Source organism: Halobacteriovorax sp. HLS (genome assembly GCF_004006665.1).
Taxonomy (GTDB): Bacteria; Bdellovibrionota; Bacteriovoracia; order Bacteriovoracales; family Bacteriovoracaceae; genus Halobacteriovorax.
This window is the reverse complement of the sequence record NZ_QOCL01000003.1, coordinates 670,337-694,738: the sequence shown is the minus strand read 5'-3', so window position 1 is coordinate 694,738 and position 24,402 is coordinate 670,337. Positions and strand designations below refer to the sequence as shown.

28 protein-coding genes and 1 riboswitch are annotated in these 24,402 nt (G+C 35.9%); of the genes, 21 read left to right on the top strand and 7 right to left on the bottom strand.

The genetic code is table 11. From position 1 onward, the window contains the following. Position 1: 1 nt before the first annotated feature. The 11 genes from DPQ89_RS07905 to DPQ89_RS07855 all read left to right on the top strand — a co-directional run bounded on the left by DPQ89_RS07905 (position 2) and on the right by DPQ89_RS07855 (position 8,649). On the top strand, positions 2-607 hold the full coding sequence (locus DPQ89_RS07905) for a nitrate reductase cytochrome c-type subunit (protein WP_164848306.1): 606 nt from the start codon (positions 2-4) through the stop codon (positions 605-607). Beyond that, positions 607-723, top strand: a riboswitch (molybdenum cofactor riboswitch). It overlaps the preceding gene by 1 nt. Beyond that, complete coding sequence (locus DPQ89_RS07900; RefSeq protein WP_127716387.1) at positions 710-1,915, top strand: molybdopterin molybdotransferase MoeA; 1,206 nt, start codon at positions 710-712, stop codon at positions 1,913-1,915. (Overlaps the previous riboswitch by 14 nt.) Then, positions 1,915-2,868 carry a GTP 3',8-cyclase MoaA gene (gene moaA / locus DPQ89_RS07895; RefSeq protein ID WP_127716386.1) on the top strand — a complete coding sequence of 318 codons (954 nt, stop codon included), beginning with the start codon at positions 1,915-1,917 and terminating at the stop codon, positions 2,866-2,868. Before DPQ89_RS07900 ends, moaA begins: the two co-directional genes overlap by 1 nt. Positions 2,869-2,870: 2 nt before the next feature. Continuing rightward, entirely contained in the window at positions 2,871-3,341 is a 471-nt protein-coding gene (gene moaC, locus DPQ89_RS07890; RefSeq protein WP_127716385.1) for a cyclic pyranopterin monophosphate synthase MoaC, read from the top strand. Further along, a complete protein-coding gene (gene mobB / locus DPQ89_RS07885; protein ID WP_164848305.1) occupies positions 3,325-4,452 on the top strand; it encodes a molybdopterin-guanine dinucleotide biosynthesis protein B in 1,128 nt (375 codons plus the stop codon). Before moaC ends, mobB begins: the two co-directional genes overlap by 17 nt. Next, entirely contained in the window at positions 4,449-4,688 is a 240-nt protein-coding gene (locus DPQ89_RS07880) for a MoaD/ThiS family protein (protein ID WP_127716383.1), read from the top strand. The genes mobB and DPQ89_RS07880 overlap by 4 nt, the downstream gene beginning before the upstream one ends. A gap of 1 nt (position 4,689) precedes the next feature. Further along, a complete protein-coding gene (locus DPQ89_RS07875; RefSeq protein WP_127716382.1) occupies positions 4,690-5,157 on the top strand; it encodes a molybdenum cofactor biosynthesis protein MoaE in 468 nt (155 codons plus the stop codon). A gap of 6 nt (positions 5,158-5,163) precedes the next feature. Then, a complete protein-coding gene (locus tag DPQ89_RS07870) occupies positions 5,164-6,219 on the top strand; it encodes a HesA/MoeB/ThiF family protein (protein WP_127716381.1) in 1,056 nt (351 codons plus the stop codon). Between the two features lie 25 nt (positions 6,220-6,244). Further along, positions 6,245-6,595: a 4a-hydroxytetrahydrobiopterin dehydratase gene (locus DPQ89_RS07865; protein WP_127716380.1), complete on the top strand. Its 351-nt coding sequence runs from the start codon at positions 6,245-6,247 to the stop codon at positions 6,593-6,595. Then, positions 6,585-7,121 carry an Hsp20/alpha crystallin family protein gene (locus tag DPQ89_RS07860; RefSeq protein WP_127716379.1) on the top strand — a complete coding sequence of 179 codons (537 nt, stop codon included), beginning with the start codon at positions 6,585-6,587 and terminating at the stop codon, positions 7,119-7,121. The genes DPQ89_RS07865 and DPQ89_RS07860 overlap by 11 nt, the downstream gene beginning before the upstream one ends. A gap of 112 nt (positions 7,122-7,233) precedes the next feature. Beyond that, entirely contained in the window at positions 7,234-8,649 is a 1,416-nt protein-coding gene (locus DPQ89_RS07855) for a hypothetical protein (protein ID WP_127716378.1), read from the top strand. A 15-nt stretch (positions 8,650-8,664) separates the two neighbouring features. On the opposite strand, the gene DPQ89_RS07850 is transcribed toward DPQ89_RS07855, so the two are convergent. Continuing rightward, positions 8,665-9,228, bottom strand: a complete 564-nt coding sequence (locus DPQ89_RS07850) for a helix-turn-helix domain-containing protein (protein WP_127716377.1) — start codon at positions 9,226-9,228, stop codon at positions 8,665-8,667. 164 nt (positions 9,229-9,392) lie between these two features. Here DPQ89_RS07850 and DPQ89_RS07845 point away from each other — a divergent pair, with 164 nt between their 5' ends. The 3 genes from DPQ89_RS07845 (at position 9,393) to DPQ89_RS07835 (ending at position 11,154) form a co-directional block, all read left to right on the top strand. Beyond that, a complete protein-coding gene (locus tag DPQ89_RS07845; RefSeq protein WP_127716376.1) occupies positions 9,393-9,965 on the top strand; it encodes a superoxide dismutase in 573 nt (190 codons plus the stop codon). A gap of 59 nt (positions 9,966-10,024) precedes the next feature. Continuing rightward, the gene (locus DPQ89_RS07840; protein ID WP_127716375.1) at positions 10,025-10,759 is read left to right on the top strand and encodes a hypothetical protein; all 735 of its coding nucleotides are present in this window, start codon (positions 10,025-10,027) and stop codon (positions 10,757-10,759) included. An 89-nt stretch (positions 10,760-10,848) separates the two neighbouring features. After that, a complete protein-coding gene (locus DPQ89_RS07835; protein WP_127716374.1) occupies positions 10,849-11,154 on the top strand; it encodes a hypothetical protein in 306 nt (101 codons plus the stop codon). 21 nt (positions 11,155-11,175) lie between these two features. Here the strand turns inward: DPQ89_RS07835 and DPQ89_RS07830 are convergent, their stop codons facing one another. Then, a complete protein-coding gene (locus DPQ89_RS07830; protein WP_127716373.1) occupies positions 11,176-12,831 on the bottom strand; it encodes a Na/Pi cotransporter family protein in 1,656 nt (551 codons plus the stop codon). A 231-nt stretch (positions 12,832-13,062) separates the two neighbouring features. Between DPQ89_RS07830 and DPQ89_RS07825 the strand changes: the two genes are divergently transcribed. The 4 genes from DPQ89_RS07825 to DPQ89_RS07810 all read left to right on the top strand — a co-directional run bounded on the left by DPQ89_RS07825 (position 13,063) and on the right by DPQ89_RS07810 (position 16,560). Further along, the gene (locus tag DPQ89_RS07825; protein ID WP_127716372.1) at positions 13,063-14,616 is read left to right on the top strand and encodes an FMN-binding glutamate synthase family protein; all 1,554 of its coding nucleotides are present in this window, start codon (positions 13,063-13,065) and stop codon (positions 14,614-14,616) included. Further along, the gene (locus DPQ89_RS07820; RefSeq protein WP_127716371.1) at positions 14,613-14,885 is read left to right on the top strand and encodes a GNAT family N-acetyltransferase; all 273 of its coding nucleotides are present in this window, start codon (positions 14,613-14,615) and stop codon (positions 14,883-14,885) included. Before DPQ89_RS07825 ends, DPQ89_RS07820 begins: the two co-directional genes overlap by 4 nt. Positions 14,886-14,973: 88 nt before the next feature. Beyond that, positions 14,974-15,408 carry a cupredoxin domain-containing protein gene (locus tag DPQ89_RS07815; protein ID WP_164848304.1) on the top strand — a complete coding sequence of 145 codons (435 nt, stop codon included), beginning with the start codon at positions 14,974-14,976 and terminating at the stop codon, positions 15,406-15,408. 15 nt (positions 15,409-15,423) lie between these two features. Beyond that, positions 15,424-16,560 carry a CpaF family protein gene (locus tag DPQ89_RS07810; RefSeq protein ID WP_127716369.1) on the top strand — a complete coding sequence of 379 codons (1,137 nt, stop codon included), beginning with the start codon at positions 15,424-15,426 and terminating at the stop codon, positions 16,558-16,560. A gap of 63 nt (positions 16,561-16,623) precedes the next feature. Here DPQ89_RS07810 and DPQ89_RS07805 read toward each other — a convergent pair whose 3' ends face one another. From DPQ89_RS07805 to DPQ89_RS07795, 3 genes are read right to left on the bottom strand one after another with little or no spacing between them, the layout of a single operon-like run. Beyond that, positions 16,624-16,872, bottom strand: a complete 249-nt coding sequence (locus DPQ89_RS07805) for a hypothetical protein (RefSeq protein WP_127716368.1) — start codon at positions 16,870-16,872, stop codon at positions 16,624-16,626. A 50-nt stretch (positions 16,873-16,922) separates the two neighbouring features. Beyond that, entirely contained in the window at positions 16,923-18,422 is a 1,500-nt protein-coding gene (locus tag DPQ89_RS07800) for a hypothetical protein (protein WP_127716367.1), read from the bottom strand. 44 nt (positions 18,423-18,466) lie between these two features. Continuing rightward, positions 18,467-19,504, bottom strand: a complete 1,038-nt coding sequence (locus DPQ89_RS07795; RefSeq protein ID WP_127716366.1) for a DUF5777 family beta-barrel protein — start codon at positions 19,502-19,504, stop codon at positions 18,467-18,469. 206 nt (positions 19,505-19,710) lie between these two features. Here DPQ89_RS07795 and DPQ89_RS07790 point away from each other — a divergent pair, with 206 nt between their 5' ends. Further along, complete coding sequence (locus DPQ89_RS07790; RefSeq protein ID WP_127716365.1) at positions 19,711-21,129, top strand: hypothetical protein; 1,419 nt, start codon at positions 19,711-19,713, stop codon at positions 21,127-21,129. Here DPQ89_RS07790 and DPQ89_RS07785 read toward each other — a convergent pair. Both DPQ89_RS07785 and DPQ89_RS07780 read right to left on the bottom strand, forming a co-directional pair. Next, complete coding sequence (locus tag DPQ89_RS07785; protein WP_127716364.1) at positions 21,113-21,787, bottom strand: hypothetical protein; 675 nt, start codon at positions 21,785-21,787, stop codon at positions 21,113-21,115. The two genes, DPQ89_RS07790 and DPQ89_RS07785, sit on opposite strands and share 17 nt — an antisense overlap. Continuing rightward, a complete protein-coding gene (locus tag DPQ89_RS07780; protein WP_127716363.1) occupies positions 21,780-22,214 on the bottom strand; it encodes a thioesterase family protein in 435 nt (144 codons plus the stop codon). Before DPQ89_RS07780 ends, DPQ89_RS07785 begins: the two co-directional genes overlap by 8 nt. 50 nt (positions 22,215-22,264) lie before the next feature. On the opposite strand from DPQ89_RS07780, the gene DPQ89_RS07775 reads away from it, so the two are divergent. Together DPQ89_RS07775 and eno are read left to right on the top strand one after the other, a co-directional pair. Further along, the gene (locus tag DPQ89_RS07775; RefSeq protein WP_127716362.1) at positions 22,265-23,041 is read left to right on the top strand and encodes a glutamate racemase; all 777 of its coding nucleotides are present in this window, start codon (positions 22,265-22,267) and stop codon (positions 23,039-23,041) included. Between the two features lie 57 nt (positions 23,042-23,098). Next, entirely contained in the window at positions 23,099-24,379 is a 1,281-nt protein-coding gene (eno, locus tag DPQ89_RS07770; protein WP_127716361.1) for a phosphopyruvate hydratase, read from the top strand. The last annotated feature ends 23 nt before the right edge of the window (positions 24,380-24,402 follow it).

The window sequence follows — 24,402 nt, the reverse complement described above, 5'->3', positions numbered from 1 at the left end:
CATGAAGATTGCATGGTCGTTTCTCTTTATTTTTTTACTACTAAGCTGCCAAAAGAAAGATACTTCTGAGGCAGCTTCTAACTCTGATGGATTGGTTAAGGCCTCTGATATAAGAATTAGTGGTAAGAATAGGAAGCTTAAAGATAGAAAAGAATATCTGAAAAAAAGACAGCTTAATAGGCTCTATGATGGTGCTCCTCCAACAATACCGCATAGACTTGAGGATGGCTTCAATGACAGAACAAGTTGTATGAATTGTCATCAAATTGGTAAGATGCACGGGCCAAATGTGCTGCATGAAGAGCAAATGAACTGTACACAGTGTCACGTAAGAGCTACAGTTGATACCGTGTTTAGGCCAAGTAACTTTAAAAAGTACTTCGCTCACCCTGAGATAGACAGAGCGAACCCTATCGGGCCTCCGTATATTCCGCACAGAATACAAGATCGTAAAAACTGTGCTATTTGTCATATAGATAATGGGGCAAGGGAAGAGTTGGTGCCAAGGCATGGAAATTTGATGAATTGTACACAATGTCATGTGCAACTTCAGCAAAAGCGCAACGATTTTATTTACGATAAAAAGAGAGCTTCAACTCTCGATTAAAATTTAGTTATTTCTTATCTTGAGAAACCTACGGAAACTTCTAAGGACTTAAGACGATACGGCACATTTGGAAACGAATGTGTCTCCCACTTGGAGAGAAATATGATTAGTGTTAAAGCTGCTGACCAAATGGTTAGAGAGCATGCGTTTAAATTATCAACTGAACTGGTTTCCGTTAATGAGCTTCATGGCCGTATTCTGGCCCAAGACCTCTATGCAACAAGAGAACAGCCGCCATTTGATAGGGTCGCAATGGATGGAATTGCGATATCTTTTTCATCTAACTCAAAGCGAAGTTATAAACTAAATGGAATTCAAAAGGCCGGAATGAAGGCCCTTCGTTTAGAGTCTGAAGATGATGCAATAGAAGTTATGACTGGAGCAGTTTTACCTGAAAACTGTAATTGTGTAATTCCATATGAGAATTGTGACTTACAAAATGGTAAAGTCACGATTAAAGATGGAATGAATTTTTCTCTAAATGACAATATTCATGGACGTGGTAGCGATTACCAAAAAGGATCATTACTTCTTACAAGTGGAGTTATCCTTAATAGTCCTAAAATAGCTATAATAGCATCACAGGGACTTAGTGAAGTCGCCGTTAAGAAGTTTCCTAAAGTTGCAATTGTAAGTACAGGAGATGAACTTATTGAACCAGGTCTTACTTGTGAACCTTGGCAAATATGGAAATCAAATCCATATGGAATTGAGAGCTCGCTAAATGAGCAAGGAATTCCTAGTAGTCAAATATCTAAGTTTCATCTCTTAGACGATGAAGTTGAAGTTTTCTCTAAGCTGAAGAGTATTATTGATAATCATGAAATTATTATTCTCTCAGGTGGCGTTTCAATGGGTAAGTTTGATTTTGTTCATACTGTAATGAATGATCTCGCTGCAGAGGTCGTTTTTCATAAAATTAAGCAAAAACCTGGTAAGCCACTTCTATTTGCAAAAGGTAGTGCAGGGCAATGTATTTTCGGATTGCCCGGTAATCCTGTTTCAGCTTTAGTTTGTATGCGAAGGTATGTTGTTCCTTCACTGGAGAGCTCTTTTGGAATAAGTTCTAAGAAATTATACGCTAAGTTAGCAGTTGATATTACTTTTAAAAAAGACTTTGCACTCTTTAGTGCTGTAGATATTGAGATCTCAAATTCTGGACAACTGATTGCTACACCTGTGCGCTCAAATGGATCTGGGGATTTCGCGAGTCTCGCAACAAGTGATGGCTTTTTGGAATTGCCCGAAGATGCTCAAACTTATTTAAATGGTGAGGTCTTTGCCTTTCACCCTTGGACTAGATACTAATGAAACAATCAAGAACTAAGCTTGTAGATCAGCATGGCCGTCATATACATAAACTAAGACTTGCTCTTTTAGATGCTTGCAACTTTAGATGTATTTACTGTATGCCAGATGATCCTAAGTTTATGCATAAGAAAAATCTTCTTAGCTCCCAGGAGCTCATTTCTCTAGCAACTCACTTAGTTGATCTAGGGATTGATGAAATTCGTCTTACTGGTGGAGAGCCGACTCTAAGGTCTGATCTATTAGAAATTATAAGAGGTTTAGATAAATTAAACCTCTCAAAACTCGGGCTAACGACAAATGGTCAACACATGGCCAAGTTACTTCCTGAACTTAAAAATACTACCTGTAAGCACCTTAACTTTAGTTTAGACAGTTTAAATAAAGTGGGCTTTCAAAAGATGACTGGATCTCCCCACCTAGAAAAAGTTTTAGAATCTATTTTTATGGCCAAGGAGCTTGGTTTTAATGTGAAGATTAATGCTGTTTTAATGAAAGGTTTTAATGACAAAGAAATTGAAGACTTTATTGATTTTTCTGGACGCTACGATATTGAAGTTAGATTTTTGGAACTGATGAGAATTGGTGAAGCAAGAGAGAGCTTTGAGAAGAAGTTTGTAAGTGCAGATGAAATAATCGAAAGATTGAAGAAATTCTCAAGTATAACTCCAATATCTCTTCCGATTGACTCTACTTCTTTTAATTTCACTCTAAGTAATGGTGCAAATATCGGAATTATTGCTTCTGAGTCGAAACCTTTCTGTACAGGTTGTTCAAGACTTAGACTTTCTGCTGATGCCATTTTACGACCTTGTTTAATGATGAATGAGGGATATTCTTTAAGAGGTAAAGATAGAAATGAGATCAGTGATCTTCTTCATAAGACTATGTCTTTAAAACCAATAGAGAGAATTTATGATGTCTCTCAACCAATGAATCAAATTGGAGGATAGTGATGTCTCATTTTACTCATATAAATGAAGCAGGGGAACCTTGTATGGTTGATGTTTCAGACAAAACGATAACAAGTAGAACTGCTGTTGCTCGTAGCGAAGTTTGGCTTCCAAAAGTTATTCGTGATCAGTTTTGTGATGGCGATATCATTTCCAAAAAAGGACCAGTATTTCAAACGGCGATCATCGCCGCCACTATGGGACTGAAGAAAACGAGTGAACTCATTCCTTTTTGTCATCAGATTAATATTGAAGGTTCTAAAGTAGATATAGAACTAGTCGGAGAGTGTGCGGTTATTGAGTGTCTTTGTAAAACATCCGGTAAGACTGGAGTTGAAATGGAGGCCCTTATGGGAGCGCAAATTGCTGCACTCACTATATATGATATGTGTAAGGCCTTTGGACATGAGATGAAAATTCAAAATTGTCATTTAGTAAAGAAAACAGGTGGTAAGAGTGACTTTCAAAAATAACTATCTGATTCATCCTTTTGAAATTTGTGTTTGTGGATACTCTGGAAGTGGAAAGACTACACTTATCTCAAAAATGATTACTGAATTATCAAAATCTAGGAGAGTCGGCTATATTAAGCATGATGCTCATCGCTTTGAGATGGATAAAGAGGGAAAAGACACCTACATTGCCAAGAAGTCGGGAGCGTTCCAAGTATCAATTAACTCAGATACAGAATTTGCCTTCATTAGTAACCCTATTGAAGATAGATTCTTTTTGAAAAACCTATATCTTGATTGCGATACAGTTATTATTGAAGGCCATAAGTTGAGCTTACTGAGAAAAGTTTTCATTTACACAGGCAGTGATGAAGATAGAGCTCTTTTACAAGAATATCGCTCAAATGAATCTCTGTCATTGCTTGCAGTTGTAGGATTAAGTAATGATAGACCTATTGAAATAGGTGATCTTCCTTATTTTCACCGGGATGACCTATCTGGAATATTAAATTTCTTATCAAACTTCTTTGCAGAAATTATTGAAAATACACCAGTGTATGGACTTGTTCTTGGGGGAGGAAAATCAACTCGTATGGGTAGCGATAAGGGCAAGTTGGTTTATCATGGAAAATCTCAAGTTGAGTACCTCTATGAGTTACTCGACTCTAAACTTCAAAAAACCTATATTTCATGTCGAGATAGTCAAAGCGAATATGACTTTAATTTTGAGACGATCAAAGATAAGTTTCTTGATTATGGGCCAACTGGCGGTTTACTAAGTGCCTTTGAATTTAATTCGGATGTAGCATGGCTAGTCGTTGCTTGTGATATGCCTTTCATTAATGATCAGACCATTAATGATCTATTAAAGAGAAGAAACCCTTTTAGGCTTGCTAGCTGTTTTCATAACGACGAAAGAAAATGGCCAGAACCTCTTTGCAGTATCTATGAGCCAAAGGCCAAGGTTCGATTAGGAAATTACCTTCTGCAAGGTAAGCCTTGTCCAAGAAAAGTTTTAATGAACTCTCATATTGAATTACTTACCCCTTTAAATAAGAAATCACTTAATAATATAAATACCCCTAAAGAATATCAGGTAGCATTATCTGAACTTGCAGGAGATTCAAATTGAAATTACAGATGAAATACTTTGCGGCCATTAGAGAGGCCTGTGGCAAGAGTGAAGAGCTTCTTGAGACTAACTCTACTAATACTCACGAACTTTTTGAGGAGCTGACGAATCTCTATGGGCTACAGATAGATAAGAAAAATCTTAAAGTCGCAATCAATGAAGAATATTCCTCTTTTGATGCGAAGTTTAATGAACTTGATATAGTCGCCTTAATTCCACCAGTGGCGGGAGGTTAAAATGTTTGAAATGACCAGTAGAAAAATTACTCATGATGAACTTATTTCTAAAGTTGAAGATGATAAGGCCGGAGCAATTGTATTCTTTGATGGACGTGTAAGAAATCATAACGAAGGACATAAGGTCTCTTCTCTTGAGTATCAAAGTTATGAAGCCATGGCGATTAAAGAAGGACAGAAGATTATTGATGAAGCAAAGGAGCTCTTTGATTTTCATCATGCTTACTGTGTTCATAGAGTTGGGCATTTGCAAATTGGTGATGTAGCAGTTTGGGTTGCTGTAAGTACAAGTCACCGAGAGCTAGCATTTAAGGCCTGTCAATTTATTATTGATGAAGTTAAGGCCAGAGTACCTATTTGGAAAAAAGAGCACTATATCGATAAGTCGCCAGAGTGGGTGGCCTGTCACCAATGTGCTAAACATTCACATGGTAGTGAAACTCATTCCCATCATCATATGGAAGCATAATTTATTATGACTGAAGATCAGCTCTATAGTAGGCAGATATATTTAAAAGAAATTGGAAATAAGGGACAAGACCTTTTAAAGAATAGTCGTGTTCTTATTGTAGGGGCCGGAGGGCTTGGACATCCTGTTGGAACTTATCTTGCTGCTGGCGGAGTTGGGCAGATTACAATTTGTGACTTTGATAAGGTTGAATATAGCAATCTTAATAGACAGGTCTGCTTTACTTGTGAAGATGTCGGAAAGTTTAAATCTTCAGTTTTACAAGAAGCCCTTGTAGCTCAAAATCCTTTCATTCGAGTTGATTCTCTTCGAGAGAAGATTACTCCAGACAATGCCAAGGAGATTTTAGCTGAATTCGATATTGTTGTTGATTGTTGTGACAATTTTTCTACTAAATTTCTTTTGCACGACTGTTGTTGGCTATTAAATAAAGCACTGGTTCAAGCTTCTGTTTACCAATATGAAGGACAATTGCAAGTTTTTGACTATAGAAGTTTAAAACAAGCAAGGGCCTGTCTTCGGTGTTTATGGCCTAAGACTCCTGATAATAACTGTGTCTCTAATTGTCAGCAGTCGGGGATCGTTGGTGCTGTGGTAGGGGTTTTTGGCTCTATGCAGGCCATGGAAGTTATTAAGCTTATTACATCTATTGGCGAGTGCTCAACCAATGGATTTACTCATACAATAAATTTACTTAATCTCGACATGCAAAGAGTTAGATGGTCTAAAAATTCTGACTGCCCACTTTGCAGTGACCATGCACATATCACTTCTATTGATTATGAAAACTATCATGAGCTTAGTCAGTTTGAAGTTCTTAGTCTAAATAGTAAAAACTCAAATATTATTGATATTAGAGAATTAGATGAGTGTAAAACCAAAGATTTTGGCCTTAAAAATTACCCACTTTCAGAATTTGACCAATGGGTCAGTGATCTATCTAAGCAGGAAAGTTATACCTTTGTGTGTGCTAAGGGAAAGAGAAGTCTAGAGTTAGTAAAGAAGTTAACTGCTCAGGGTTATACGTGTAAGTCACTTTACGGTGGTCTTGACGAAAATTAAAACTCATTTTATGCTATAATGAACTATGACTGAATTACATAATAAACAGTGTATTCCTTGTAGTGGCACTGTTGCTCCCTTAAATAAAAATGAAAAAGAAAGATTGAAGTCGCTCATTCATGGGAGTTGGTATTTCTCTAATCAATTTACTCATTTAAAAAGGGAAATTGAGACGAAGGATTTTAATTCTAGCATGGAGATTGCAAAAGCAATCGCACAGCTAGCACATGAACAGTGGCATCATCCTGTACTGACCATAGGCTTTGGTAAGCTAGATGTAGAAATATGGACTCATAAGATTTCTGAACTAGTTGAAAGCGATTTTGTTTTCGCCTCTAAGGTAGATAAAATTGTTGAGGGGTTTAATGAAGTATAGCTTTATTTTTCTTGTCATTTTTTTATTCAATAGTAACTTGTTAGCGCAAGATGATCTGCTCTCACCACAAGATATGATTAAAAAATATGAAAGAATGTTTGAGAAGATGCTTGATGATGTTAATGATTTTGACCATGATCAATTTGGAGAGTACGAAAGACTCTTTGAGAAGAATTTCTTTAATCAGTTGAGACAGCTCGACCAGATGCATCTTTCAAGTTCACTCTATGAATGGAAAGAACTAGATGATAGTAGAGAACTTGTTATAAATGGAGTTTTTGCCGATGATGGCAAAACTAATTTCGAAGTTAAAAACAAGCAGTTGATGATCAAGGGGTCCTTAGAGTCTAAGAAGAGTTCACAGTACACTAAACGCTACATTCAGTTGAGTATTCCTACTCCTAGTGATTGTGATGAGACAAAAATAAGTTTTAAGACGCGTGATGGTAAAACGATTCTCTCATTTCCAAAAATTGGAAAAAAGTTAGTTCCTCTCAAAAAATCGCCATCAGTTCCTGTCATTTGATATAAATTTTGACACCTCATGTGCTGAGTACCTGTAACTTCCTTTTTGTTGAACTTTAGTAGTATTTCTCATACTATCAGACTAACCACTTATATCATTAATTGGAGTTTCAATGAAATACTTGTTTTTTATAGCACTTTTAATTATCACAAGCTGTGGTCCAAACGAAATTTTCGCACCGTCGCAACCTGTGGCCGAGGTTTCTAAGACTGCGCCAACTGATACATCTTATAAAGCGCCTTCATCTCTCGTTATTGATTCTCATACAATTACCAATGAATTTGAGCTTAATGAGATTCCTTTTAGTTCATCCCTTATTCAAGATATGTCTAAAGTGCAAGTAGATGAGAATAGTTATTATATGCAAAAAAGAAATACCTTATTTCAATTTAGCTACGTTAAGGACTTTAGAATAAAGATGTCTGGTGGAAAAATAGTACAAGATACTAGCAATAGCACTAATAATCTAGTTCTAGGGAACTCTATCTTTAAAGTTCAGTCAATTGATTTGACAACAGGTAAAGTTACACACTCTCAGATTTTTGATAATCACTTCAATGGGAATAGCTTCTTACCAACTAAAGATGGTGAGTACTGGACAATCATTAGTATGGATCTTGATGAACATATTTCAATCATAGTTTATAAGAAAATGTCTGTGTCAACAAATTGTCCATTTAAGAAAACTACTTGTTCTTCTGAAACTGGTGATTATGCAATTGGTGTTCTCAATGCAAATGTAAGAGACTTGTCTTACTTTGCCAGCTTTAAAGGTTCATTTAATAGGGCCTTTTATAATAGGGCATCAGTTTATTTACATAGTGTTAAAAATAATAGCCTAAATCTTTCAAAGTTTGGTTTAGCGTCTAAGCTTTTGACTAGTCAGAGCGTTCCTCTTCATGCAAATGCAAAAGATCGACTGGGTAAGGTTCTTTTTCATAAAGATAGTTTTTATGTAAGTGGTTTATGGTCTGATAATAAATCTGAAAACCTATTAGAACTTATGAAGTTTGACCTTGATCTTAGCGAAAACCCTTCAATTGCATTTGATAATGCAACTTCTGGCCCTGATGGAAATATTGATGTTGTTGGTGGTGATAAGTATGTAATGTCTATTGCGAGGTTGAGTTCAATGAATGATGATCTTCTTTTTGTAACTAGCGAGTACTCTATGAGCGAAAATAAGAGATTCTATGACACTTATTTAGTTGATAGTAATAGTGGTGAGCTTGCGAGTTACTTTAATGGTAAAAAGCCTCTGCAGCGACCATTTGTTGAAAATGAGCTATTCTTCAACGACGATAATCATATTTACTATCTTAGTAATGATAATAATGGTCTTTCTTTAGAGAGCGTTAATAAGGGCGGAGTTTCATCTCTAGTTAATGGTGCGCAAACGGCTAGAATTAACTTTGATAGAAAGTTTGTAAAACCTAAAATTAAATTTTTTAATATTGTGAATGGAGTTGCAAGTATCATTATTCATGATGAGGGGAAGAATTATCTTAAGAGATTTAATATCCACTAATTTTTCTATCAACTCTTAACCTGCAACAATAATGCTCATATATGTGGAATCCACACTAAGTGGATTCTGATATGAGTGGTGAACATCTCCTGGAAATGCTAGTAGGTCATTCTTCTTTAAATGATACTTCTCTCCATTAAATCTTACGATAACTTCTCCTGAAATAACCGTCATATATTCTCTTGTACCATTTAGGTGAGGGGTACCTTTAAAAGTTTCATTTCTCTTTAAACTAACTCGATCTATATCTAAATCTTTAATAGTATCTGGAAGTATCTTAGTAATAAATGCTGGGCCTTTAATTTCTTTTGGCAGGTCATCTTCTTTTATAAGTACAGTTGAGGGCCTTGGGGCCGAGACAAGTAAATCGATACTGACATTTAGAGAGTTTGCTAGTTTAATTATATTGGACAGGGAAGGATTCCCTTCGCCCGATTCTATATTAGTAAGGGTCGTTCTTGGCAGTCCTGCAAGCTTAGCAAGTTGGGCCTGAGTATAGTTACGCTTTGCACGAAGTGCTTTTACATTTCTTGAAATATACGAGATTGAAGAGTTTAACTCAGGTAATTTCTTCTTCATAAATATCCTTTTGTCGATATATGGGCAATATTGAGAATAAATTTGGCCCTATAATGACCTAATGTCAATATATGGACAATCTAACCAGATTCGCTTGGTCTTGGGCACGTTTAAAGCTATAGTAGTGATACTTATAAAAACTGATAATAAGAAAGGAGTCTACAATGGCACATGAATTACCAAAACTTCCTTGGGCAGATAATGCTCTTGAGCCACACATTACAGCTGAAACAATTAGTTTTCACTATGGAAAGCATCACAATGCTTACGTAACTAAGCTAAACGCTGCAATCCCTGGTACAGAGTATGAATCAATGTCTCTAGAAGATATCATTATGAAGTCTGAGGGTGGACTTTTTAATAATGCAGCTCAAGTTTGGAATCACACTTTTTACTGGAATTGTCTTGCTCCAAATGCAGGTGGTGCAGCGACAGGTGCAATTGCTGATAAGATCAATGCAAAATGGGGATCTTTTGAAAAATTTCAAGAAGACTTCACAAATGCAGCAGCAACAAACTTTGGTTCAGGTTGGACTTGGTTAGTTGAAGATGGTGGAAACCTAGAGATCTTTAACACAGCTAATGCTGATATTCCAATGAAGCACGGTAAGAAAGCACTTCTTACTATTGATGTTTGGGAGCACGCTTACTATGTTGATTATAGAAATGCACGTCCTAACTACATCACAGCATTTTGGAATCTTGTAAACTGGGATTTCGTAAACTCAAATCTTTAAGTTTTATTTTTGATCGGGGCCAAAGCAATTGCTTTGGCCCTTTTTTTTTGAAGGAAGATATGAAATCAACATACTTTAACAGACCTCTTGAATTTGCAATTGATATTGAAGGTGATGAATGGTCACAAGGTGATTCCTTAAAAGGAAGTGTCAAAGTTAAAAATCACTCTGACGAAAACTTTGACCTTTCTAGTTATGGCATTTTCCTATGTAAAGGAAATGCAAAGAAAATAAAGCTTGCAGATCCTAAAGGCCTTGAAGTTGTTAGTCATCTTCTTTTTACAAATTATGAAAATAACCAATTTGATTTTGAGCTTGATCAGAATTGTCTTATTACAGAAAAGTCCACTGGAATGTACTTAGTTTGTGCACCTAAGGATGATTTATTATCAGGACAGCATCTTATCTTACAAGTGCGACCATCCCAGAAGTTTTCTAAAATAGTTGAGATTTTAGAGAACTTTCTTAGATTTCAAACTAAATCTATAAAGTCTAAAAAAGATACACTAGAATACACTTTAAATATCCCCGCTAATAAAGAATATAGCTCTATTTCGTCTTTTAAATTAAGCATGAGCTTATCTGCAAATGATCTTCAACTTAATTATCAATTTAAAATTAAGAAGCTTGTTTATGAAAATTCTATGACTACAACTAAGGATGAAGTAAAGAAGTTTGATTTTACTTTGTTGCCTTCACAGTACTTAATCTATGGAGAGTCAATCGATCAAGATAAGCTCCTAACTCACTTTAACTCTGTTTTAGATGAAGTTAAACTAAGACCAGTAGTCTAATGTTCAAAGTATTTGCTTCTATCTATTCATTTTTGATCCTCTTTTATTTTATGAGTGCGGATTTCTATTCTCATTCCGAAAGGAGAGTATTGCTAGGATTTATGGTTATTGGAGCTGTTGTGGCCCTCTTTATTGGGCCATCTATTTCTAAGAAAAAAAGCAAGCAACAAAAGGTACAAGTTGATATAGAGCCGTGGAAAATAGGTGACGAATTTCATAATGACTTTTCTAAAGTAGGTTCAGCTGAGGACTATAAAGATCTAGAAAGACGAAATATTGTCCCCTTAGATCTTGGAGCAGATCCAATTAAAAGTGCTAACGCACAATTAGACAAAGATCTTCGTGCTATTGGTTTAGATGAACAAAATTCGAAACTCCCTAAGAAAGAGGACTAACTCTCTTAGGGATAAATTAGTTTAGACATGTGCTTCAGCTGCATTTTGAGTGTGGCTTCTAATTTTTCTAAGGGCCACAATCATATCTGAATAAGTCAAAGCAGAAAGAGCGTCATATGTACCAGAGGATACTCTTTTTAAATGATTTGTTCTTATGACTTCCGCTCTAAGTCGTAACTCTTCAGAAGTTCTCTGAATGACGGCCTTATCAACAGTATTAGAAAGGATTTGTTTTGAAACTAAGTCATAGTAAGATTTGACACTATTGAAGAAGTCTTCAAAATCTACCTTTGCATCGTCTTTTAAAATATCTTTAATAGGTGTTCTTTCCGTGTAACTTACAAGTCTATCAATATAATCAGAGATACTCTCAAGCTCATCGGCCTCTTTAAGAACTGATCTTGCTAATTCTGATTCATGCTCACTTAGAGGACTTACCATAAGTTTTACGATAAACACGGTTATCTCTTTTTGCATATTATCAGTTATATCTTCGTAGTGCTTACACTTGATAATATGTTCTGACATATTTTCACTAGTTGAATTTAAGAAAATTTCCTCGGCCAGTTTATACTGTCTTCCTACGACGTCTCTCATTTTCATGATCTCGGCCTGTGCTTGGGCAAGGGCAGTCGCAGGAATCATTGTGCTTGGATCACCTAGCATGACAAGGTGATGCTGTTCTTTTTGTCCATGATCTGGTGTTATCTTGGTTACAACATTTGCTAGAACATTTAATAGAGGAATGAATAAAATTGTAGCAGTCACATTGAAAATTGTATGACCAGTAGCTATATGAACAGCAATATTTACATATTCACCGGCCTCATTTGTTAAGTTACTTGCTCCCGGAACTACCCAGTCAATAAATGTGACGTAAAGAGGGAAGAAGGCAAAGACGACTATTACACCGAACATATTGAAAATAGCATGGGCCCTTGCCGCTCTTTTGGCCGTGATATTTGCCCCAACACTAGCTAATAAGGCGGTAATTGTTGTTCCGATATTTTCACCGAGAACTAGAGCTGCTGCTGTATGAAATTGTATAACGCCAGTACTTGCTAGAGCGATTGTTATTCCCAGCATTGCAGATGATGACTGAATAACCATTGTTAAAATACAACCAACTACAATACAAGCAAAGTATGAACCGTAGTTCTGCTCTGAAAAGTAGGAGATCATATCTAAAAATTCAGGCATTGACCTAAGAGGCTTAAATGAATCAGACATGATTTTTAGTCCAAAGAAGATCATACCTATTGCAAAGAACATGCGGCCAATTTGTCTGGTCTTATTCGTTTTTCCAAATAAGAGCGGAAAGATACCCATTCCGATGAGAAGTAATCCGTACTTTCCAATCTTTATTGAAATGATCCAGCCTGTGATAGTTGTTCCAATATTTGCACCAAAGATCACACCTATGGCCTGGGCAAGATTCATAAGACCTGCGTTAACAAAGCCAACTACCATAACGGTTGTAACTGAAGAGCTTTGCACGAGCATCGTAACGATAATCCCAACTCCTACTGCAGAAATTCTATTTGTCGTTATTTTACTAATAGTATTTTTAACAACATCTCCTGCAACAGACTGTAGTGATTCAGACATATTCTTCATTCCGTAGAAAAATATTCCAAGCCCGCCTAGAACTGAGTAGATAATCTTAAATGCTTCCATGGTTCTTCCTAATCTTAAATTTTTTGTAGCTTAAACATCATTGGTACATTTGTCAGCAATTTGATGAGATTAATTGCACCAATTTTGAGTGTTTTTATATTTTCTGTTCTGTAATTTAAGAAATCATCGGATAGCAACGCACAAATATTTACCTTAAATTATACTTGCTCTATTAAGGTTATTACTCATTGGACGAAAAGCAGTAAATAAAAGTATATAATGGAGTATTTTATGAGAAGAGAGTTTATCTTCGTATCCCTAGTTGTGGCCTTACTTGAGGTGGCAGCTTTTATTTACTTTAGAAGTCTCTTCTATATTTCTATTGTCTTTGTAGCACCCATTTTATTTATTGGTTACGCTGATATACTGCAAAAGAAGCAATCTATAAGAAGAAACTATCCACTATTTGGAAGAATGAGATATTGGATGGAAGAGCTTAGACCCAAGATTTATCAATACTTCATTGAATCAGATATTGATGGAACTCCTATTAATCGTGTAAAACGCTCCGTTGTTTATCAAAGGGCCAAGAATTCATTGGCAACAAAACCGTATGGAACTCAAGACGATGTATATGCTGAAGGGCATGAGTGGATTAATCATAGTATGTACCCACTAGGACTTGATGAGATTTCTCATGAAGATTTAAGAGTTAATATTGGTGGAAAAGATTGTAAAAGGCCCTACTCCCTAAGTTTACTAAATGTTTCGGCCATGAGTTTTGGAGCTTTGAGCAATACGGCCATCGAGGCCCTAAATAAAGGGGCCAAGCTAGGAAACTTTGCCCATAATACAGGAGAGGGTTCAATTAGTCCGTATCATTTGAAGCATGGTGGAGATCTCATATGGCAAATTGGAACTGGATACTTTGGCTGTAGAACTGAAGATGGAAATTTTGACTCTGAAAAATTCAAAATAAGATCTAGTAGAGAAGAAGTAAAAATGATTGAAATCAAACTGTCTCAAGGTGCGAAGCCAGGTCATGGGGGAATACTTCCAGGTGGTAAGAATACTGAAGAAATTGCTGCTATTCGTGACGTTACTCCGTGGACTACTGTCGAATCTCCGGCCTGTCATAAAGCATTTAAAAATAACTTCGAGCTACTTCACTTTATTAAAAAGCTTCGTAGTCTTTCTGGAGGAAAGCCTATTGGAATTAAGCTGTGCTTTGGTTCTAGACTAGAATTTCACGATCTCTGTCAGCAAATGGTGGAGACAGGAATTAAGCCAGACTTTATCACTATTGATGGTTCTGAAGGTGGAACAGGAGCTGCGCCTGTTGAGTTTTCGGACTCAGTTGGTACTCCTCTTAAAGAAGGACTTATCAAAGTTAATAATATTCTCAGGGGATATGATCTAAGAGATGATTTAAAGATTTTAGCTAGTGGTAAAATTCTAACTGGTTTTGATATTATTAAGGCCATAGCACTTGGTGCTGATGCTTGTTATAGTGCTCGTGGCATGATGCTTGCCCTGGGATGCATTCAGGCCCTGCTATGTAATAATAATAAATGTCCAACAGGTGTTGCTACTCAAGACCCTTCATTGGCCAAAGGGCTTGATCCTGACGATAAGGGTGTACGTGTTGCAAATTATCACAAGAGTACAATTGATAGTGTTCATGAATTACTATGTGCTTCAAAGACACCACATCCAAGTAAACTTAATCGCTCTCATCTGTATCGTAGAATTAGCCCTGTGGAAGTAAAAAGTTATAATGAAATATTTCCAGTTAGAAAGGTTGGTAGTCTACTTAAGAATATGAAAAACAAAGAAAGTGCATGAAAAATATAAAACATAGAGAAGATGAAAAAAAATTTGTTCTTGAAGTAGGTGATGGAGAGTGTGAGCTCTTATATGAATTTAGTTTGGATGGAAAGATGGATATTCAAAGAACCTACACTCCTGACAATTTAAGAGGTCAGGGATTGGCGAAAGTTCTGACAGTGTTTGTTCTAGATTTTGCTCTTGAAAATGGTCTCAAGGTTATTCCAACTTGTTGGTATACGGCCAAGGTTATAGATGAAACACCAAAATACGGGGCACTTCTCTAATGCATAAGTATTTGAATATAGGCATAGGCCACTTAAATTAAAGTATTTAACCTTTTTAGTCGATAATAAACTAAACGAGGGTCGTATTTTGAACAAAATTTTACTAATTGCTCTTATATTTTCGATTAATGTTTTTTCTATTGAAGATACCTATCTTCAAGGGGAAAAATATCAAAATCCTGTAAGACAGCAGTCAATCATTGTCTCTGACTCTGGATATTATCCAAACGTTATTCACGCTTTTAGTGGCGAAAAGATAAAGCTCTTTATTACATCCACTACCACTAAGCCTAGCTGTTTTACTATGCCAGATAAGAATATATTTTTGCCTGTTAATCAAGGTGAAATTTCTGAAAGTGTTGTGTTCTTTACTAAGCCAGGGGTTCACGAGTTTAACTGTCCTGCCGGTGGAGTGAAGGGAAGAATCGTTGTTCGGGAACATCCTGTAGAGCGACGTGAAAGAATAAAAAGAGAGATCGCTTCAGAGAAGCGTATAAAAATATGGCGTCCTAGAGACGAGTAATTTAAAAGGGTAACAATGTCTTCATCAGTATTTAATGATGCTATTTCTTCTTTTCTTGCTCCGATTGCTGATTTGCTTTCGGATGAGTCTGTTTCTGAGGTTATGATCAATGGGCCACAAGAAATCTTTGTGGAACAAAAAGGGCTTGTTTTCAAAGTTCCAAATACTTTTCACAATGAAGATGCACTTATTTCAGCAATGAGAGCAATTGCTCAATCTGTTGGAAGAGTATTTGATGACGACAATCCGAGACTGGATGCGAGACTTCCAGACGGTTCTAGGATTCATGCAGTTCTACCTCCAATGTCAAAGAATGGTACAACTGTGGCCATTAGAAAATTTTCTCAAGAAAAGTTAACGATTACTGATCTTGTTAAATTTGGTTCTCTTTCAAAAGATGCAGCTAGATTTCTAGATATTTGTATCTATCTTGGTAAGAACTTAATTGTTTCCGGGGGGACAGGTTCTGGTAAAACAACAATGCTTAATGTTCTAGGATCAAGAATTCCAAAAACACAGAGACTTATTATTATTGAAGATGCGGCAGAGCTACAAGTTAAGGCCGAACATGTTGTTAACTTCGAAACAAGAAAAGCAGATCCAACTAAAGGGACAACTGAAGTAACGATTAGAGATCTTGTCATTAGTTCAATGAGACTTAGACCAGATAGAATAATTGTTGGTGAAGTTAGGGGTGAAGAGGCCCTAGATCTTATTCAGGTTATGAATACTGGTCACGATGGAAGTATGGGAACTGTTCATGCTAATAATCCAGAAGATGCTTGTACTAGACTTGAGACACTATGTTTGATGGGAGATACAAAAATACCTCCAGACGCTGTTAGAAAAATGGTTGGTTCAGCAATGCAGATAGTTGTTCAATGTAGTAGATATCATGATGGTGGACGTAGAACCTCCCATATCTCTGAGATAATTGGGCTTGATAATAATGGTAATTATATAAGTAAAGATATTTTCCGTTGGGTACAAACAGGAAAAGATCCTGAAACAGGAAAGTATATTGGTGAGATGGTTCCTTGTAACTACGTTCCAACTTTCTTTGAAGATATAGTTGTTAATAAACTACCATTTCCAAAGAGTAATTTCTTAGCACCTGATTGGCTTAAAGAGTTAAAAAAGGCAGCGGCCTAGAATCAAAGTAAAACAGGGATATATTATCCCTGTTTATTCTAATCTTAAAATTTGTATTGGGTTCTATATATCTACTTCGATTCCATCTTCGTTAATTTCAAAGGTGAAGAAGTCTTTTTCTAACTCAATTGTTTTTTCAACAATTTCTCGCATGTCATTATTATCTAATTCAGGATCGAGATCATAGTCATTTGAGAAACAAGTTACAATTGTAACTGCCATCTTGTAGTCTTCCGGCTTTTGAAAGTCTTCTACTTTGTACTTCAAAAGATAGGACATGCTGAATTTATCTATATCAATATCTACTAACATAAAATTATTATACTCAACTTTTTAAAGAAGAAAATACTTATTTTAAATTTTTATAAAGAATCAACTAATTCTTTACCAAGTAAGAACTCTTGGGCATCTCTACCTGTTAAGTAAGTTTCAGCGTCAAGTCTAATTGTTAGGTAATCAATTTTCCAAAGTAGATTCTCTTTTACGAAATCTCTGTACTCTTTTTGCATCCATTCGTACTTTAAAAAGCTTCTTACCTTACGATGTAGATTTATATCTTTGTACTCATTTAAGTGAACTCTTACAGGATGTACGGTTGTAAGTGTATATTTCTTAACTTGAAATTTTATAGAGAAAATAAGAAGTTCCGCATAAGCTCTTTCTAAATCATCAAGTGAGCTATATTCGATACTACTAAGAAGTCTTGTTTCTAACTCTTTTTCAAGAGTTGAATCTGAATCTGATTTTAGTAAGTCTTGTTTAAATGCTCTTGTTGTTGTCAGTAAATTCTCTAATAATGTGTCATGAAGATTAGTGTTTAACTCATTATTTGAAATTTTTGAAGCCAGCTTAAATAGTAAACTTAACATGTAGCTGGTATGATCATTCTTGTTTTGAATGAATTTAGCTAAGTAGTCTTTTGATTTCTTCTCTAGAATAGATAGATCTTGGTATTTCTTTTTTAGCTGAAGCGCTTTAGCACTATAGCTTCTAATATCGTCTTCTTTAGAAAGGGCAAAGTCAATCGCCTCAATTGCACTATTAGTTAGCAACTTATCTTGCGAAAGCTCTTTTACAGTAGAATGACTTAATTGAGAGTTAGTTACACTTTTGATTAGTATCGACCACTTTTTGTTGTTTGACATTAGTTTATATAACTGAGCATTATCTAGTTTCTTTGTGGCCAAATTCTGTTCTATATCTTCTTTTACTTCATTATAGAAATCGTGAACTGCAACAGGGGACTCAAAGTAGTATCTCTCATTCTTTAATGAAACGTATGCTTCATAATTTTTGACTTCTCTTAAGTAGAACTCAGTCTTGATTCGACTTTTTTGATCTTCATACCAGCGCCAATACACTTCAGAGGCACTTTCTGATGATTTGTGAGGGTAGTTCTGTGATATTAGAAATTGACCATACTTTTGTCTTGCTTTTACAATACCAATTCTCGTATCTAAGAGCTCTTTTAAAACCTTATCTTCAGTTTGCTCTACTTTGTCGTAGAATTCACGCTCACTTGTTTTAAATGCAACTCTCTTCTTTGAATGATTTGCATTATGTTGCCTCTCCATTAGCTTCGCATAGATTAATTGAGAGGCGCCTTTTTTAAAATATTTTTGAATGACTTGAGACTTAAGGTCTGAATACTTTTGAAAATCACCTTCGGCCTGTTTGTATAGTGCCGCTTTCATGGCATCACTTATTTGAGTCTGTTCAACGTATTTTTCAACATCAAAGTTAGTGATGGCTTCTCTTCCAAAGCTCGCGACTGTCCAGGCGACAAGTCTTTTTTGGGACGCCACTGCCGTGGCGCTACAAAAGCTAAGAAGGACTATAAGGATTGTGGCGATTTTCTTCATACTCTTCTCCTCAATGGCCCAGCCTGAAGCTGGGCAAGGTTTAATTATTCTTCACTACCAAAGAGGTAATTTTCATTTTCACTATATCCTGTGTTACCAAACTTATAAGTGAAAACGATTCCAAAAAGGACATCGTTATCTCTGTCTGTTACATAATCTCTATAACGAACTTCTGCTCCAACTGATAGGTTTCTTGTTAGTTCAGTTTTAACTCCTGCTCCAATTTCATGCATCTCATCTTGTATGTAGTTATACTCAACAACCACTGCCGTTGACTCTGATACTTGATATTGTCCACCAACAGTTATTGCAAATTTTGAATTTGGATACTCTGGGTTATTTGAAAAAAGGATTCCTTCAACCCATCCGACAAGACTTCCATCTTCCGTCTCACCAATTAGACCAACACTTGTTCTTCTTTCTTCACCACTATTTAAGTGATTATTTCCTAGTTCGGCATGTGAAAGAGTTAAGAGCCACTGCTCAGTTAACATCTTACTCATTCTGATAGACATCCCATCAATTCTACCAATTTCAAGATCACCGGCCCTTGTCTCAAAAGTCGAGAGCTCTACTTGATCAAATAATCCTAATAGACCTTCTGTAAGATCTACTGTTAGACCAAAGACTTCATCAATTTCTTGTAGATTCGCAAGAGGATTGCTCGCAAACATAGGCATGGCCTGAACATTTTGACCAAATGGGATTGGTTGCTTACCAACAATTATTGCGATTGGAGTTCCACCAACTTCTCTGATTTCGATATAGGCCTCTTCAACAAATTTTTCAACATCGAAATCATCATTGAATTCTACTTTATTATTTTGAAAAAGTTCTTCTAGTTTTCCGGTAAGAACCATTCTTATTTTTTCTTTCCATTCAACTGAAAGAGAAACGTATGATCCATTTAGATTTACACCCGAAGAATCATGCTTTGAATCAACAACATTGGTGTTTATTTCAGCATCATATTCAATTTTAAAATCCTCTCCTAATAGGCCAGCATCATCTTCTTGAGCAAAACTCTGTGCACTTAATGTTAATCCACCTAGCAATAATGGAATGAGTAATTTCTTCTTCACGATGTTCTCCAATCTATAAATTCTAATAAAAATTGTTTGACTGATTTTATCTAAATTAGTGACGCGATGCATTCCGATTGTATTATTTACATACTCTGTTAGCTATAAAGTAATACCTAAGTGTCTAATAATACGTATTAGTGAACTTTTTTACTCAATTAAAATCCTCGGATACCGATAGGTTGAAATAGGTAGAGAGGTCAAAATTGAAATTTTTAAAGTTAATCTTAGTTTTAATACTATGTCAGTCCGTCGCAGCTGAAGATATCGTTTTCAGTGTTAGGTCTCAGCAGTTGAAGGTTGCACCTATTGATGGTCGTGGACACAATGTCTATCTAAACGACAAATTAGTTCACTTCATTCCAGTAACGAGTAGATCTGATATTCGTAGCGCCGCTATGGCCATTTCGGACTATGGCCTAGATGATAAACAAAAGACTAAGTTATTTAATTACCTTAATTCTGATTTTGATAACTCACTAAAAGGGGCTTCAGAAGAAGACCTTCTTAAGGCCTCACTTGAAATAGGTAGAACAGCTCAGAAAATTATTAGCGAAGAGATTAAAGAAGATTGCTTAAAGAATTCTAAAGATATTTCTCAAAAGAAAAAAGCAGCTCCTGCAAAAAAGACCCAAGAAATTTACTGCGAATGTGAGCTTCCTAATAATATGAAGCTTTCAGATGAGGATATATTTAAACTTACTCCAAGTAATGAAGATAAGTATTGGAATGACTTTAGTCTCTTAGGAGAGATTGAAGAGATTTCTTTTGGATTAGATACAACTAATGACAATCACTTACATGGTCTTTGGAGAAATATAGCTTCGCCTGAATTAGATGGAAACGATCGTGGTAGAACTTTTGGAATTAATCTAGACTTTAAGGCAGTAGGCTCTAAAGGTGAGTTGCAAATTTCTTACGAGTCTGAAATTTTCACTCAGATGAGAGAAACTAGTCCAGGTTCGGGTTATTTCTATATTGATGGCGACAATAAGTTCTTGCAAGACCAATTAGAGAGAAATCGTCTAGATTTAAAGTTACTAAGAAATATTGAAGGTACTAATACATACGTTATCTCTGGATTTGAGCTTCAGCAATTAACTGATGATGGTTCTGTAGCAGGTCCTCTTCAAGATGCTTGGCACGGATTATATGAAAATAATAATGTTATTCAATACACTAACCAAGATTTCATGAAAAATGATGTCGATTTAACTCTATATGGTGGAGTGGGTAAGGAATGGTTAAGTGATCTTGGTAATTGGAAGTGTCGTACCAGAGCTGAATTTACTGCGGGAGTTAACGTATTAGACATGGAAGATTCCTTTGTTAAGGCAAGAGGTGAGATTGACTTAAATAGCAATAAGCTCTTTGACGGTGATGAAGACAACCCTTGGTTTATTGTATCAATGTGGGCAGAGGCCTCAGTTGAAAATCAAGGAACTAATCAGCATGGAACGGGAGTAAATGTTAAATTTCCTATAGAGGTTAGTTCTTGGAGAATTGAGCCTTCAATTGGTATGTCTTTAGAGTATGAAAAAGAAGATGCGTACTTTACTCAAAGCCAGTCTCGTAAAATTGAACCTCAAAGTCATATTGGACTCACGATTACGAAAAAATTCTAAACTCTGACTTCTTTATAAGTTCGCTTATGACTTGCAGTAACTCATCGAGAAGTATGTGTCTATTATTTCGAAATTCACCAATATATGATGCTTCTTTCGATGAACCTCTTTGCTTATTCTTATCATCGTAAATATGTATATTGAGAAGTCCACTATCTTTAAAGATATAGTTATAATCTAAGTTATATGATTGAAAACGTATAGAGAACTCACTGCTATTAATCATTCCAATAAATACTGACCCTTCAACTATAAGATTATCTTCTTTACTGGCCTTTAAGTAGGACTCTTTAAGAACTTTACTAGTGACCTTTATCCACTCTTCTCCTTTTAGCTCTCCTTCTTGAGGTGTTGTAATATTTGGAAAGCGGTGAATTTGCTCCTTAGAGCTTTCAAACTGATAGAGCAGGGATTGTTGAATGAGTAGTAGGACCTTTTGCTTAAACTCATCAATTGGAGTTGTAAAAGTATTTCTATCACCCTGTGTGAATGTTATTTTGTTCTCTTTAATTTCTAGAGCTAACTTAGTGTCCGGGAAGTCCCACATTGCACTCATTGTATTAGAAATATTTAAAGCAAAGCATTTGAGATCTTTTAATTGGATGTCGTTTACAAATTGATTAAATTTATCTTCTTTGGATTTAAAGAACTTAAACATTTCTACTTCCTAAATATGTCGAAAAACTCTCACTCATACTTGCTATTTTCCTTGTTTGATAATCGAAAAAGAGCAGGCCTGTTTTAACTCTGGCAACTTCTTGGTTATCAGAAATTCTTGTCAATTGGCAGTATAGATCCATTGCTTTTGAGTTAAAATCTCCAAGATATAAATCCATTCTAATTTCATCTGCTAGATGGGCTTCTGATTTATATATAACCATAGCATCTGTTTGAATTAGACCAATACCATCAACATCAAGCTCACTATGACCAAGGGAGTTTAGCCAGTTCACCCTAAGCTCTTGGGCCAGGCTAAGAACACTATCATTACCTAGATGATTCCCATAGTTCATATGCATTACCATCAATTTAATTGATGTCGTGTATAGATGGGTTTGGGGTAATTTGAACTTAACTCTTTCCATTAATAGAAACCTTGTTGAAATAATCCACCATATTAGGCTATATTAATTCAATGGGCCAAAAAAAAGAACAACGTATAGGTATTTTTGATTCGGGAATAGGAGGATTTTCTATTCTCAAAGAAATTCATAAAAGTGCTCCTCATCTAAAGGCCTACTATATTGCTGACGACGCTTTTGCACCATATGGTAGCAAATCAGCTGATGAGATTATCCAAAGAAGTAAGTATATTGTTGAAGAACTCTTGAAGTTTGACGTAGAGCTCATCGTTGTTGCTTGTAACACTGCTACAGCTTTTGCAATCGATTACTTACGAGATCACTATAGTGTTAGCTTTGTAGGAGTTGAGCCGTTTTTAAATGCTATTGATAAATTTAATTGGACTAGAGAGGATAAATCTTGCGTTATTACTACTGAGTTAATGTCAAAAAGCGTTAGGTTTAATGATTTAAAGCTCAGGTATGATAAATTTAATCAACTGGATTACTTTGTTACTAAGAACCTAGCAACAATAATAGAAAAGTATTTTTCACAGCTTGATAAGCAAGAGCTTATGGCCTCACTCGAAGATGAGTTTTCAATTTTTGATAAATCGGCCTATAAGTATATTATTTTGGGATGTACTCATTATCCACTCATCGGGCGTGAAATCGAGGCCATAACAGGCCTTGCGGTAATCTCTCCATGTCCATATGTGGCCCGTAGGGTCGTTTCCCTCATTGGATTGGACGGCAATGAGACTGCTGAGAGTTCAAGCTTCGAGTTTACTACTACTAAAGCTTCATCTCCTCTGCGCTTTGTGTCCAAAGATTTCTCAAGTTTACCCTAGCAATACTGCTAGGGACTCGTTAAAATTCCTTAAATTTTCTTTAAATTTGGGGGCAATATGTCAAAGATTACAAATATTCATGCAAGACAAATTCTTGATTCAAGAGGAAACCCTACTGTTGAGGTAGACGTATTTACTGAAAAAGGAAATATGGGAAGAGCAGCTGTTCCAAGTGGAGCTTCAACTGGCTCTAGAGAGGCCTTAGAGCTTCGAGATGGAGATAAGAGCTACTTTGTCGGTAAGTCTGTTAGAAATGCCGTTAAAAATGTTAATGAACTCATTAAAACAGTAATTGTTGGAAAAGAGGTTACAGACCAAAGAGGATTAGACCTCGCTATGCTAGAGCTCGATGGAACTGAGAATAAGGCCAAGCTTGGGGCCAATGCAATTTTAGCTGTTTCAATGGCGGCCTGTAGAGCAGCAGCATTAGATGAAGGAAAAGAGTTATACTTATACTTAAGAGAAAACCTCACTATTCCAAATCCTATAAATAAGATGAGTCTTCCAACTCCACTGATGAATATTATCAATGGAGGAGAGCACGCTTCAAATAATTTAGATATTCAAGAGTTCATGATCGTTCCACACTTAAAAAGTAGTTTTGCAGAAAACTTTAGAGCGGGCGTAGAAACATTCCATGCTCTAAAATCAGTACTTAGCTCTAAGAACTACTCTACAAATGTTGGTGATGAAGGTGGATTTGCACCTAACTTAAAAAGTCATGAAGAGGCCATTGATTGCATTCTTACTGCCATAAAAAATGCTGGATATAAGCCTGGTGAAGAGATCTCAATTTCATTAGATGCTGCAGCTAGTGAGTTCTATAAGGATGGAACTTATAAGATGCAAAATAAGGAATATTCTAGCGAAGAAATGGTTAATTACTACTCAGATTTATGTCAAAAGTATCCGATATATTCTATAGAAGATGGTTTAGATGAATCCGACTATAATGGTTGGATACTGATGAATAAAGCTTTAGGTGATAAAATCGCTATTATTGGAGATGACTTATTTGTAACGAATAAAGTGATCTTAAAAGAAGGTATAGAAAAGTCTTGGGCCAACGCAATTTTAGTTAAAGTAAACCAAATTGGATCTTTAACTGAAACTTTTGAGGCAATTGGACTAGCTTTCGAAAATAATTACAAAGCGGTTATTTCTCATCGCTCAGGTGAAACTGGAGATGCATTCATTGCTGATCTCGCTGTAGCTTGTGGGTGTGGACATATAAAGACTGGTTCAGCTTCTAGATCAGATCGTATGGAAAAATACAATCAACTTCTAAGAATTGAAGAGGCCCTTGGCGATAAAGCCATTTATGACTGCGTAAAGTAATCACAAATTAAAGGCCTCAATAT

Bases quoted from the DNA above. Each gene is read 5' to 3' on its own strand.
- DPQ89_RS07905 (WP_164848306.1), top strand. From the start codon at position 2: ATGAAGATTGCATGGTCGTTTCTCTTTATTTTTTTACTACTAAGCTGC.
- DPQ89_RS07900 (WP_127716387.1), top strand. From the start codon at position 710: ATGATTAGTGTTAAAGCTGCTGACCAAATGGTTAGAGAGCATGCGTTT.
- moaA (WP_127716386.1), top strand. From the start codon at position 1,915: ATGAAACAATCAAGAACTAAGCTTGTAGATCAGCATGGCCGTCATATA.
- moaC (WP_127716385.1), top strand. From the start codon at position 2,871: ATGTCTCATTTTACTCATATAAATGAAGCAGGGGAACCTTGTATGGTT.
- DPQ89_RS07875 (WP_127716382.1), top strand. From the start codon at position 4,690: ATGTTTGAAATGACCAGTAGAAAAATTACTCATGATGAACTTATTTCT.
- DPQ89_RS07870 (WP_127716381.1), top strand. From the start codon at position 5,164: ATGACTGAAGATCAGCTCTATAGTAGGCAGATATATTTAAAAGAAATT.
- DPQ89_RS07865 (WP_127716380.1), top strand. From the start codon at position 6,245: ATGACTGAATTACATAATAAACAGTGTATTCCTTGTAGTGGCACTGTT.
- DPQ89_RS07860 (WP_127716379.1), top strand. From the start codon at position 6,585: ATGAAGTATAGCTTTATTTTTCTTGTCATTTTTTTATTCAATAGTAAC.
- DPQ89_RS07855 (WP_127716378.1), top strand. From the start codon at position 7,234: ATGAAATACTTGTTTTTTATAGCACTTTTAATTATCACAAGCTGTGGT.
- DPQ89_RS07850 (WP_127716377.1), bottom strand. From the start codon at position 9,228: ATGAAGAAGAAATTACCTGAGTTAAACTCTTCAATCTCGTATATTTCA.
- DPQ89_RS07845 (WP_127716376.1), top strand. From the start codon at position 9,393: ATGGCACATGAATTACCAAAACTTCCTTGGGCAGATAATGCTCTTGAG.
- DPQ89_RS07840 (WP_127716375.1), top strand. From the start codon at position 10,025: ATGAAATCAACATACTTTAACAGACCTCTTGAATTTGCAATTGATATT.
- DPQ89_RS07830 (WP_127716373.1), bottom strand. From the start codon at position 12,831: ATGGAAGCATTTAAGATTATCTACTCAGTTCTAGGCGGGCTTGGAATA.
- DPQ89_RS07825 (WP_127716372.1), top strand. From the start codon at position 13,063: ATGAGAAGAGAGTTTATCTTCGTATCCCTAGTTGTGGCCTTACTTGAG.
- DPQ89_RS07820 (WP_127716371.1), top strand. From the start codon at position 14,613: ATGAAAAATATAAAACATAGAGAAGATGAAAAAAAATTTGTTCTTGAA.
- DPQ89_RS07810 (WP_127716369.1), top strand. From the start codon at position 15,424: ATGTCTTCATCAGTATTTAATGATGCTATTTCTTCTTTTCTTGCTCCG.
- DPQ89_RS07805 (WP_127716368.1), bottom strand. From the start codon at position 16,872: ATGTTAGTAGATATTGATATAGATAAATTCAGCATGTCCTATCTTTTG.
- DPQ89_RS07800 (WP_127716367.1), bottom strand. From the start codon at position 18,422: ATGAAGAAAATCGCCACAATCCTTATAGTCCTTCTTAGCTTTTGTAGC.
- DPQ89_RS07785 (WP_127716364.1), bottom strand. From the start codon at position 21,787: ATGTTTAAGTTCTTTAAATCCAAAGAAGATAAATTTAATCAATTTGTA.
- DPQ89_RS07780 (WP_127716363.1), bottom strand. From the start codon at position 22,214: ATGGAAAGAGTTAAGTTCAAATTACCCCAAACCCATCTATACACGACA.
- DPQ89_RS07775 (WP_127716362.1), top strand. From the start codon at position 22,265: ATGGGCCAAAAAAAAGAACAACGTATAGGTATTTTTGATTCGGGAATA.
- eno (WP_127716361.1), top strand. From the start codon at position 23,099: ATGTCAAAGATTACAAATATTCATGCAAGACAAATTCTTGATTCAAGA.